At 39.7% G+C, this 11,421-nt stretch carries 9 protein-coding genes, 1 tRNA gene and 1 pseudogene; 6 read left to right on the top strand and 5 right to left on the bottom strand.

All coding sequences use genetic code 11. The features are described 5' to 3' along the window. The coding region (locus HMPREF0106_RS01045; RefSeq protein ID WP_009041207.1) for a transposase at window positions 1-193 on the top strand (193 nt) is incomplete at its 5' end. Between the two features lie 244 nt (window positions 194-437). On the opposite strand, the gene HMPREF0106_RS01040 is transcribed toward HMPREF0106_RS01045, so the two are convergent. The 3 genes and pseudogenes from HMPREF0106_RS01040 to HMPREF0106_RS01030 all read right to left on the bottom strand — a co-directional run bounded on the left by HMPREF0106_RS01040 (window position 438) and on the right by HMPREF0106_RS01030 (window position 2,363). Then, a tRNA-Lys gene (locus HMPREF0106_RS01040) sits at window positions 438-513 on the bottom strand. Between the two features lie 94 nt (window positions 514-607). After that, window positions 608-1,742, bottom strand: a pseudogene (locus HMPREF0106_RS01035) (AI-2E family transporter). A gap of 21 nt (window positions 1,743-1,763) precedes the next feature. Continuing rightward, window positions 1,764-2,363, bottom strand: a complete 600-nt coding sequence (locus HMPREF0106_RS01030; RefSeq protein WP_004299175.1) for a thymidine kinase — start codon at window positions 2,361-2,363, stop codon at window positions 1,764-1,766. 140 nt (window positions 2,364-2,503) lie between these two features. Here HMPREF0106_RS01030 and HMPREF0106_RS01025 point away from each other — a divergent pair, with 140 nt between their 5' ends. The 5 genes from HMPREF0106_RS01025 to HMPREF0106_RS01005 all read left to right on the top strand — a co-directional run bounded on the left by HMPREF0106_RS01025 (window position 2,504) and on the right by HMPREF0106_RS01005 (window position 6,333). Further along, window positions 2,504-3,253: a hypothetical protein gene (locus HMPREF0106_RS01025; RefSeq protein WP_009041209.1), complete on the top strand. Its 750-nt coding sequence runs from the start codon at window positions 2,504-2,506 to the stop codon at window positions 3,251-3,253. 12 nt (window positions 3,254-3,265) lie between these two features. Beyond that, the gene (rsmI, locus tag HMPREF0106_RS01020) at window positions 3,266-3,940 is read left to right on the top strand and encodes a 16S rRNA (cytidine(1402)-2'-O)-methyltransferase (protein ID WP_004299177.1); all 675 of its coding nucleotides are present in this window, start codon (window positions 3,266-3,268) and stop codon (window positions 3,938-3,940) included. Between the two features lie 33 nt (window positions 3,941-3,973). After that, entirely contained in the window at window positions 3,974-4,831 is an 858-nt protein-coding gene (locus HMPREF0106_RS01015; RefSeq protein ID WP_004299178.1) for a hypothetical protein, read from the top strand. 97 nt (window positions 4,832-4,928) lie between these two features. Next, a complete protein-coding gene (locus HMPREF0106_RS01010) occupies window positions 4,929-5,621 on the top strand; it encodes a YjjG family noncanonical pyrimidine nucleotidase (protein ID WP_004299179.1) in 693 nt (230 codons plus the stop codon). A 61-nt stretch (window positions 5,622-5,682) separates the two neighbouring features. Beyond that, a complete protein-coding gene (locus HMPREF0106_RS01005; protein WP_009041210.1) occupies window positions 5,683-6,333 on the top strand; it encodes a MarC family protein in 651 nt (216 codons plus the stop codon). A gap of 626 nt (window positions 6,334-6,959) precedes the next feature. Here HMPREF0106_RS01005 and HMPREF0106_RS01000 read toward each other — a convergent pair. Both HMPREF0106_RS01000 and HMPREF0106_RS00995 read right to left on the bottom strand, forming a co-directional pair. After that, window positions 6,960-8,372: a RagB/SusD family nutrient uptake outer membrane protein gene (locus tag HMPREF0106_RS01000; RefSeq protein WP_008777225.1), complete on the bottom strand. Its 1,413-nt coding sequence runs from the start codon at window positions 8,370-8,372 to the stop codon at window positions 6,960-6,962. A 19-nt stretch (window positions 8,373-8,391) separates the two neighbouring features. Next, a partial coding sequence (locus tag HMPREF0106_RS00995) for a SusC/RagA family TonB-linked outer membrane protein (protein WP_232286800.1) occupies window positions 8,392-11,421 on the bottom strand: 3,030 nt, incomplete at its 5' end.

The raw sequence follows: 11,421 nt of genomic DNA on the forward strand, positions 1-11,421 counted from the left end.
ATACGATACATTCACAACAGTAGTAAACTCTATTGAGAACCATTATGAAAGGATTTTGAACTTCTTTGTGAACAGGAGTACAAATGCAGCAGCGGAAGCATTTAATGCTAAAATCAAAGCATTTAGGGCATCATTTAGAGGAGTAGTGGATATGAGCTTCTTCCTTTTTAGGCTAGCAAAGGTATATGCATGAAGGGAATTGACTAAACTTAATCCCCCAAGAATTACAACTGAGCCTGTTTCTGTCTGTCGAGTAAGTCTGTATAATTTTTTTGTACCTCTACTTCGGGTCTTGACATTCCTCCTGCTTCATGGCTGATTGTTGTAGGTAGACTATATAATTTTTTCTGTTGTTCATATTTAATGGGGAGTAGGATGGAAATAAGGCCTTTGGATAAGAAGAAAAACCCCTGAAAATCAGAGGCTTAATCTTGTTTTGGTGATCCGCCTGGGGCTCGAACCCAGGACCCCAACATTAAAAGTGTTGTGCTCTACCTGCTGAGCTAGCGAATCAATCCTTATTTGCGAATCAGTTATTTCCTGATTGCGGGTGCAAAGGTAGTTACTTTTATTTAATTTGCAAGCATTACGTAGAAAAAAGTTTCAATTATTTTTCCTCGTTGTGGCTTGTTTCTTGATTATCAGTAGTTTCTACTTCATCATATTTTATTTTTTTCTTTGTTGATAATAAAGCGTTGGTAGTAGGAGAGCATCAAAGTTGTTAGTGGCAAGGCGATAATCATGCCGAGCATTCCCATTAATGAACCCCAGATAGAAAGAGATAAAAGGATGATGGCAGGATTCAGTCCGGTAATCTTTCCCATGATTTTGGGGACAAGGAAGGTATCCTGTATGATTTGTACGATTGCAAAGACGGCTAATGCACATGCAATGATAATCCAGAAGTTCTGTCCGGTGTCGGCAGCTTTGAGGATTGCCAATAAAATGGTGGGAAGGAAACCAATGATTTGCAAGTAGGGAACCATATTCAATGCTCCGATGAAAAGTCCCAGAGCGATAGCCATGGGGAAATCGATAATCAGGAAACCGATGCTGAAAAGAATACCTACGCAGAAAGCAACCAAAGCCTGTCCACGGAAATATCTGTTCATACCATCCTGTACGTCGTGAACCAGGTTGGAGGCAAACGTACGGTATTTATTGGGTAGCAGATGCAACCATCCTTCAGCTATCGCTTCGTAATCCAATAATATAAAGATTACATATAATAATATAATGAAAGAGGCAAGGATGCTGAATAGAATGTTGAGAGATTCTGCAAGCAAAGTCCACACTCTGGGGACGGTATCCTTGATTGTCGCCAGGATATTCTCTTCACTTAATACACGGTTCAACGCCTGAAGATCAATGTTCTCGTGGATAAATTCAGAAAGGTTCTTAGGTACATTGTTACCGGCTCCATTGGTGAGGTAAGTCACCAACAAATCGTTCATTCTGCCTATTTCCGAAATCATCGGCGGCACTAATAGGTAGAATAAAGTGACTCCGATAACCGTAATGAGGAATAAGGAACAGAAGATGGAAATAATGCGGCTTTTTAATCGTAGCTTATACTGGAAGAATTTGACTAACGGATAGATCATATAAGCTATCAGCCACGCAATAAAGAAAGGTAATAACACTCCGCTAAGACGTTCCACGAGCATTAATATTCCTACAACTAACACACATCCGATGGAACCGCGTATAAAACTGTCGAATGTTATCTTTTTCCTTTCCATAATCTGTTTCTTTTATAGAGTTTATACTTTCTGCTCATCTTCCCCTCGTGCACGGAGATAACATTCCCTGCACAGAGGCTCATATTCGGCTGTTTCGCCTAAAAGAACCTGTTTCTCATTCTTGACTGTACGATGTGAGAAAGAGGCCAGCTGACCACATTTCACACAGATCGCATGAACTTTGGAGACTTCATCGGCAATGGCGCACAATTGTGGCATAGGTCCAAATGGATTTCCTTTGAAGTCCATATCCAATCCTGCAATGATAACACGGATTCCATTGTTGGCAAGCTGGTTGCATACATCAATCAAACCACTGTCGAAGAACTGTGCTTCATCAATACCTACTACATCTATCTCAGAAGTAAACAGTAAAATGCTGGCTGACGAATCGATGGGAGTGGAGGCGATAGAATGGCTGTCGTGAGAGACTACGTCTTCTTCTGAATAACGGGTGTCGATAGCAGGTTTGAATATCTCGACACGTTGTTTCGCGAATTTCGCTCTCTTCATTCTGCGAATCAATTCCTCTGTCTTTCCGGAGAACATAGAACCGCAGATTACTTCGATCCGGCCTCTTCTTCTAGTCTCCTGTATGTGGTCTTCTGAAAATAATACCATGAGATTTTGTGTTTTCTTGATTAAATAAATATGTGGACAAAGGTAAGCAATTCGATGTGCAAGAACTGTTAAATTATCCATTATTTTAAGTTATTGCATAAATTATTCCTACATTCGCACCGTATAAACAATGGACTGACATGAAACAGAAGCTATTAACAGATATTGAGTTGGATGTTCATGAGTTGAAGTATCTCATGGATTCATTTACCAAGGAGCCGACTCCGACTTTGTCTGAACTGTTGAAGCGGAGCATTACACGGATGCAGGGGCGTTTGGAAGAACTGCAGCAGGAGGTGGATGCTGTTCAGGTAATTTCTCCGTCAGCTGTGGAAGAGACAGCGGAAGAGGAGGATGAAGTTGCCGGGTCTGAAGAGGATTCCCCCGTGATTATACAATCTCTCGAATCGGTTGTTGTGAAAGAAGATGAGGAAGGAGAAGCCATTGTTGCGGAAGAGAAACCTGTCGTAATAGCGGCAGCTGCAGAGACAGCAGCAGAAGAAGCAGCAGCAGCAGCAGCAGCAGAAGAAGAAGAAGAAGAAGAAGAAGAAGAAGAAGGGAAAAAAGAGGAACCGGCAATTGTTGAGAAACCTGTCGTTGAAACTGTTGTGAAAGAGGAAGAACCTAAATCGGCTGTGTTGGGAGAAAGTCTCAAACTGTCTGCTGGCTTGCGACATGCTATCAGCTTGAATGATTCTTTCCGTTTTTCTCGTGAACTGTTCGGAGGCGACACTGATTTGATGAATCGGGTTATCGAACAGATATCAGTAATGAGTTCCTACAAGACTGCAGTCGCATTTCTGTCCTCGAAAGTCGAATTGAATGAAGAAAAGGAGGCGGTGAACGACTTTCTGGAACTACTAAAGAAATTTTTTAATCAATCAGCATAAAACAAAAACAAGATGGGAAAGCTATATGTGGTGCCTACGCCGGTAGGGAATCTGGAGGACATGACTTTTCGGGCTATCAAAGTCCTGAAAGAGGTCGATCTGATTTTGGCGGAGGATACACGTACTTCCGGTATTTTGCTGAAACACTTTGAAATAAAGAATGCAATGCAATCTCACCACAAATTTAATGAACATAAAACGGTGGAAAGTGTTGTTAATAGAATAAAGGCAGGTGAAACGGTGGCACTAATTTCGGATGCCGGAACGCCTGGAATTTCCGATCCCGGATTTCTGGTTGTTCGTGAGTGTGTACGCAACGGCATTGAAGTGCAGTGCTTGCCGGGAGCAACCGCTTTTGTTCCGGCACTCGTTGCATCGGGATTGCCGAACGAGAAGTTCTGCTTCGAGGGGTTTCTCCCCCAGAAGAAAGGACGGCAGACACGACTGAAGACATTGGCGGAAGAACACCGTACGATGGTGTTTTATGAATCACCCCACCGTCTGTTGAAGACGTTAACACAGTTTGCCGAATATTTCGGTGCTGAACGTCAGGCAACCGTGTCGCGTGAAATATCCAAGCTCCACGAAGAAACAGTTCGGGGCAGTTTGGCTGAATTGATAGAACACTTTACCGCTACCGAACCCCGGGGCGAGATTGTGATAGTATTAGCAGGAATAGATGATTAAATAATTTCATTAAAAAACGTAAAACGTAAACGTATGAAAAAGTTAGCTGTTTTATTTGTATGCGTAGCCATGTTAGCTTCGTGTGATAGCTTTAAAGGTGGAAGTAAAGACCTGAAAGCTGAAAATGATTCTCTTTTGATGGAACTGAACCAGCGCAATGCTGAACTGGATGATATGATGGGTACTTTCAATGAAGTTCAGGAAGGTTTCCGTAAGATCAATGCTGCCGAAAGTCGTGTTGACTTGCAACGTGGAACCATCACTGAAAACTCTGCCAGCGCCAAGCAACAGATTGCTTCTGACATCGAATTCATCTCTAAACAGATGGAAGAAAACAAAGCGCAGATTGCAAAGTTGCAGGCACAGTTGAAGAACAGCAATTACAATTCTGCACAGATGAAAAAAGCTGTTGCTGCTTTGACTGCTGAATTGAACGCTAAACAACAACGTATCGAAGAACTTCAAACAGAACTGGCTTCCAAGAATATCCGTATCCAGGAATTGGATGCTGCTGTCAGCGACTTGTCTGCTGCTAAAGAAACGTTGGCTGCAGAAAACGAAGCGAAAGCTAAAACCGTTGCTGAACAGGAAAAGAGCTTGAATGCTGCCTGGTTCGTATTCGGTACTAAATCTGAATTGAAAGCTCAAAAGATTCTTCAGAGCGGAGATGTATTGAAGAGCGCTGATTTCAATAAGGATTATTTCACTCAAATCGATATCCGTACAACCAAAGAAATCAAGTTGTACTCTAAACGTGCTGAGTTACTGACTACTCATCCGTCCGGTTCTTATGAATTGGTAAAAGATGACAAAGGCCAGTTGACATTGAAGATTACTAATCCTACTGAATTCTGGAGTGTATCCAGATACTTGGTTATTCAAGTAAAATAAGGTAGACATCCCTTTTTGAATTGCCAATGTGCTGATTCCTGGATTCAAGAAATTAGCACATTGGCTTTTTTGTTTCTTATTATACGCATAACTACTGATGAAATATAAAAATCTTTTTTTTGATCTTGATGATACCATCTGGGCTTTCTCTCAAAATGCCCGTGATACTTTTGAAGAAGTATATCAGAAATATTCATTCGACCGTTATTTTGATTCGTTCGATCATTATTATACCCTTTATCAGCAAAGAAATACCGAACTTTGGATTGAGTACGGCGAAGGAAAAATAACGAAAGATGAATTGAACCGTCAACGTTTCTTTTATCCTTTACAGGCTGTGGGAGTGGAAGATGAAGCGCTTGCCGAACAGTTCTCGAAAGATTTTTTCGCGATTATTCCCACTAAAAGTACTTTGATGCCTCATGCAAAGGAGGTATTGGAATATCTTGCTCCTAAATATAACCTCTATATCCTTTCCAATGGATTCCGTGAATTGCAATCATGCAAGATGCGGTCGGCAGGAGTGGACGGGTATTTCAAAAAAGTGATTCTTTCGGAAGATCTCGGAGTGTTGAAGCCTTGGCCGGCAATATTTAATTTTGCCTTGTCTGCCACTCAATCCGAATTGCGCGAATCCTTGATGATTGGTGACAGTTGGGAAGCGGATATAACCGGAGCGCACGGAGTAGGGATGCATCAGGCTTTTTACAATGTGACGGAACGGACTACTTTCCCTTTTCTTCCCACTTATCACATACATTCCTTGAAAGAATTAATGGATTTATTATAGGTTTTCTGGATTAAGTCGTATTTTTGTTGCGTTTTAATTTTGCATAAAATACGATATAATCATGGATAGTACGCTTCTGCCTTTTGCCTTACTTTGTTTCACTTCATTCTTTACATTGACCAACCCATTGGGAACGATGCCTGTCTTCCTTACCATGACTCATGGTATGACGGATAAGGAACGTCAGTCTATCGTACGTCGCGCCACCATTGTGTCGTTTATTACAATAATGGTATTTGTCTTTGCCGGGCAGTTTCTTTTTAAGTTTTTCGGTATTTCTACCAATGGCTTCCGTATTGCCGGTGGGGTGATTATCTTCAAGATCGGCTTTGATATGCTTCAAGCCCGTTATACACCAATGAAACTGAAAGATGAAGAAATCAAAACGTATGCGGATGATATCTCCATTACTCCTCTCGGCATTCCTATGTTATGCGGTCCCGGAGCGATTGCCAATGCTATTGTCTTGATGCAGGATGCATATTCTTATGAAATGAAGGGAATTTTGATCGGCACTATTGCCCTGATTTATCTGCTGACTTTCTTTATTCTTCGTGCTTCTACGAAATTGGTAAACGTATTGGGCGAGACGGGAAACAATGTAATGATGCGCCTCATGGGATTGATTCTGATGGTAATTGCGGTGGAATGTTTCGTCAGCGGATTGAAACCGATTTTGGTGGATATTGTGAGAGAGGGGATGCTTCCTTGATGATAAAAGATAGAAGGGTTGAAGAGTCCTTAAAATGAAATTTATCTTTGCTGTAAAAAATGAACTACCCTTATAGAAGTTAATAAGATATATATAAATAAAGCCGTAAATGGATGACAACTATCAGGAATATTTTATTTTAAATTACTTTTGTAAAAAATAGATTCCCGAGTTTTTTTATAACCCCCTTAATAGAAATGAGACTAAAACTCCAAGGCTTGCCAAAGAGTTTAGTCTCATTTTTACCTTTATAAATCAGTATCTTTTTTATATCTTGGAATTGGATATATTGTATCTACTCTTTTTTATTTCATTAAAAAGAAGTGAATTGTTTATGGATTCTGATCAGTGGCAATATTTAAGCTTTCATTACCGTCGAACTCTGTCATTGGAATCATCATCGTCATTTCCCAGTCTTCCGGATCAATATAACGTCTGTAGTCTAATAGACGTGCTCCTTCTCCCCATTATTCGATACGATGTTGAAGTAAATGTTTCTTACGTAAAACTATTTATGTATATATTTATGAATAATAAGACCTGCAATTTCGATTAATTCTAAAATTGCAGGTCTCATCTATTTATTTAAAACTTATCCTTATATGGAGGCAATATTAAAAAATGTTTTATCGAGGTAAATTATTACTCCATCCCTCTGTTTGTATAACTCCAAAACCTGAATTGACTTCAAAAGAAGGTATTGGGTACACAAATTTTGCGATGTTGAAATTAGTGTACGATCCATCTGCTACACTAATAATTTTGCCTAATCTTCTTGCGTCAAAGAAGCGATGTCCTTCTTGAACCAGTTCTAATTTTCTTTCTTTATCAATGGCATCAATAACCGTTTGATCCTCTGCTATTTCATTGTCATCCAAATCCGGATTTCTTTTGGAAGCTACTTCCAATAGCTTTTCTTTAGCTTTTCCATAATTAGGAGTTGACTGTTTTGCATATGCTTCTGCCTGTATTAAATACATTTCAGGCAGTCTGAAAACTGGCAAATTAGAAATCTGATTATTGGTTGTGATACCACGCATTTTTCCACCAGTCCACGTACCGCCAAGAAGCGCCAGCCGAATATCATTAGGTGAATATTCTGCTACTGTTGCGCTGTTAATAGACAAACCGTATTTATTCCATAAAGTATTCAGAGCATTAGCGGACAAATAATCATCTTCGGCTTTTGCTATAAAGAAAATGTCTTCTGTCGAAACAGCCAATGTCGTGTACATATTCTTATAGTCTTCTTTGGTTGATACAATTGTACCACCACTTAGGGTTATTGCCTCTTGAGCCGCTGTAATAGCCCCTTCGTAATTTTTCATATAGAGTTTTACGCGAGCTTCAAGTGCAGCAACTGCAGCCGTATTCATATACTGTTTACCTACATTTTCAACACCTTCTTTAGCATAATATTCTTTAGCTTTCGTTATATCATCAAGAATCAGGCTATAATTTTGTTCTACACTGACTCTTGACACCTGTGAATAGGCAGGGACGGGTTCAGTAACGTTTACGATACCTAATGTCGTTTTGTTGGCTTCCGAATATGGCAAACCAAACATGTTAGTCAAATAGAAAGAGCAGAGGGCTTTAATAGCATAGGCTTGAGCGATGCATCCTTCCACTTCTGCCAGATCCCCCTTTGTTACTTCTTTAAATGAAGCACCTTCTTTAATGATACGTGCACAACGGTCGATAGCCCAATATCCGTATGCCCATATTTCTTCTATGTATGAATTAGTATCCAGTATCTGATAGCGGAAGATGTCATAGAAATGAGACGTTGCAACGGAATGTGAAGTGATATCCGTTGGCGCATCTCCAATTGCTAATACATCACGTCCCAGAAAACGATATGAACCTAATGTGTAATATACACCATTTAGAGCATTCTGAAAATCTTGGGTAGTAACCAAGGCTTCTTCTGTCGGAACAGAAGTTGATGGCGTTTCTGTCAAGAAGTCATCGCATGCGGTGAATGAAATTGCCATCCAACCGGTTAATAAAGCAAATAATATTTTCTTCATTGTCATAAATTTCTAAAGTTATTTTTTAGAAGCTAAGATTAAGACCGAACATGATATTTCTAGGTACAGGATATGCCCAAGACTGCATACCGGTAGATCTAGTTTGTGGATCAAATCCTATAAAATCTTTAGCAGTGATAGTGAACAAATTGTCAGCAGAGATATAAACTCTTAAATTGTCAATAGCCACTTTATTCATAAGGTTCTTCGGAAGAGTATATCCTAAAACCATGGATTTCATTCTCAAATAAGAACCGTTCATTAAGAAACGGCTGGAATTAGTTTCTGCTCCCGAGTTGTCTCCAGCTACAAATTTGGGTACGTCGGTTATATCTCCCGGCTTTTGCCAGCGGTTGTCATAAACATAGTTAGATACCGGACCTAAGAAATAATGTCCAACCTGCATATCAAATGCAAATCCGGAGTTATATACTTTATTTCCCAAGGTGAAACTGGTATCAAAAGAGAAGTCAAAACCTTTGTATTTGAAATTCATTCCAAAGCCACCATAAAATTTAGGATCGGCAGAACCTACAATTCGCTGACCGGCCTCATTTACATTTTTTGTTTTCTCATCCCCTTCTTGTCCTTTATACCACATTGCTTCTCCTGTTTCAGGATCCACTCCTGCATATTCCGGCATATAGAATGTATTATACGCCTCGCCAACTTTTCTGATAGTTAGAGTATTCTCAATTGGTTTTTCTGTGGCAAGTTTTATGATTTTATTTTTATTTGCCGTACCAGTGAAACGAACATCCCAACTGAAATCCTTATTTCTAAGTACGTTAGCGTTAATCAAGAATTCTATACCTTTGTTTTCCATCTCACCTACATTTTTCAGGATAGATCCGAATCCAGTTGTGTAAGAAAGTGGTACATCAAATATCATATCTTTTGTCCGTTGGTTATAATAGTCCACTTCGAGTGTCAGTCTTTCGAAGAAAACAGCATGGATACCGATATCGGCTTTTGCAACAGTCTCCCATTTTAGATCCGGATTGGCTATTTGGTAAGGAATAGCTCCTGGTTTACCATTATAAGAATATCCATAATTATATAATCCCATTGCTGCATAATAACCAATATCCTGATTACCTACAGTTCCATAACTACCTCTGATAGTCAAATCTGTCAACCAACTTTTGGTATTTTCCATAAAGCTTTCGTTAGAGATTCGGTATTTTGCTCCTATAGACCAAAAAGGAGCCCATTTGTTGTTTACACCAAATCTTGACGAGCCGTCATAACGGAAACTGCCTGACAGATAATATTTATCATTCAAGTTATATTCTGCATTCATAAAGAATGAAGAAAGAGTGCTTGCTTTGGTTGAAGATCCCGCCCCTGTTGGCTTGGAAGCATTGTCCAATTCAAAAACAGCATCACTAGGATATCCACTGGCAGCTGCATAAATTGTTCTATAAGATATTTTCTGTGCTTCTTGTCCCAACAACACATTCAAATGATGCATGTCTTTGAAAGTGCGGTTGAAGTTTACGGTATTGGTAATGGTCAAGGTTGTTGCTCTTTCCTGGTTTCTTTGACCAAGCATACCACTACCGGAATATTGAGGATTATAAATTGAACTGTAAAAGAACTCGTCCAAGTCAATCAAGCTCAATCCTGCATTTGTCTTCCATGTTAAGCCATCAATAATATTATAAGTAAAATATGGATTCACAACCAATGTAATCTGCTTTTGATTGCGTTTATCACCTTTTTCTTTATCGTTAATAGCTACAGGATTATAATTAACATTTGTATTATATGTTCCGTCTTCATTGCGCACCTGTTCAAACGGACGGATGTCATATACTGCTACAATAGGATTAGTATATTGGCTTTCAGTCATAGTGTTGTTTATATCGGAGAGTGCTCCATTCACAGAAAGTCCATATCCTATCCGCCCGCTTTTTCCATCTAAACTAATACGTCCGCTATAGCGTTTCATTCCAGTTCCGATGACGATACCTGTGTTCTGAAAATATCCTCCACTAATATAATAGCGCAAATTTTCATTCCCACCTTGAGCACTGATATCATATTCTTGTGAAAAACCATTTTGCAGAATCTCCTTCAGCCAATCCACACTCTTGATATTTTGCGTCAAGTCCACATTATACCAATCCATAACATAGGCATTCAGCCATTCAGCAGAAGTCATGCCATCCTCACCGTCATATCCTGCATTTGTTAGTCCTTCGGTCCAGATCTCTTTGTATTTATCCAGATTTGTCGTACGATAATTATGATCTATCTTACCTACAAAACTAGTTCCGACTTTTGCATTCACATTAAAACGCGCTTTTCCCAGACTACCTTTTTTAGTAGTAACTACAATTACTCCATTCGCTGCACGAGCTCCATAAATAGCTGTAGCTGTAGCATCTTTCAAAACTGTGATGGACTCAATGTCGTTAGGATTGATATTAGCCATCGGACTTGCCGCCATATCCCCTGTCCCGGCTTTGTTATAAGCCCCCATTTTGTCTGTGTAAATGGCAATACCATCAATTACGTATAAAGGTTCGGTTCCAGAATTCATTGAACCAACTCCACGAATAGTAGTAGAAGCGTATGCACCAGGTTGTCCAGTCAAGCTATTTACTTGTAAACCAGCTACTGATCCTTCCAAAGACTTCATAAAGTTTGCATCTGTTTTTTTCATCAAGTCCTTGTTATCCACCGTTTGGGCAGATCCCGTAAATGCTGCTTTTTTAGTTACCCCATATCCGGTTACCACAACCTCATCTATTAGCTGTGCATCAGATTTGAGAACCACTCGCAAATTGGGCTTTATCGCCACTTCCTGCGTCTGCATACCAATGTACGAAATCTGCAAAGTCTTTGCAGAACTTGGTACATTCGACAAATTAAAATTACCATCTACATCTGTGATTGTACCTTGAGTGGTACCTTTTACCAACACAGAAGCGCCAACAACTGGCTGCCCGTCTTCTTCAGAAATCACAACGCCTGTGATTTTTTGAGTTTGGGCAGTTACCAGGCCTATGCCCACAAAAAGGCATGCCAATAACAGCATCAATTTTCT

The sequence above is a fragment of the Bacteroides sp. D22 genome (assembly GCF_000163675.1).
In the GTDB taxonomy this organism is placed as follows: Bacteria; Bacteroidota; Bacteroidia; order Bacteroidales; family Bacteroidaceae; genus Bacteroides; species Bacteroides xylanisolvens.

Coding starts and splice junctions, on each gene's coding strand:
- HMPREF0106_RS01030 (WP_004299175.1), bottom strand. CDS start 2,363: ATGGTATTATTTTCAGAAGACCACATACAGGAGACTAGAAGAAGAGGC.
- HMPREF0106_RS01025 (WP_009041209.1), top strand. CDS start 2,504: ATGAAACAGAAGCTATTAACAGATATTGAGTTGGATGTTCATGAGTTG.
- rsmI (WP_004299177.1), top strand. CDS start 3,266: ATGGGAAAGCTATATGTGGTGCCTACGCCGGTAGGGAATCTGGAGGAC.
- HMPREF0106_RS01015 (WP_004299178.1), top strand. CDS start 3,974: ATGAAAAAGTTAGCTGTTTTATTTGTATGCGTAGCCATGTTAGCTTCG.
- HMPREF0106_RS01010 (WP_004299179.1), top strand. CDS start 4,929: ATGAAATATAAAAATCTTTTTTTTGATCTTGATGATACCATCTGGGCT.
- HMPREF0106_RS01005 (WP_009041210.1), top strand. CDS start 5,683: ATGGATAGTACGCTTCTGCCTTTTGCCTTACTTTGTTTCACTTCATTC.
- HMPREF0106_RS01000 (WP_008777225.1), bottom strand. CDS start 8,372: ATGACAATGAAGAAAATATTATTTGCTTTATTAACCGGTTGGATGGCA.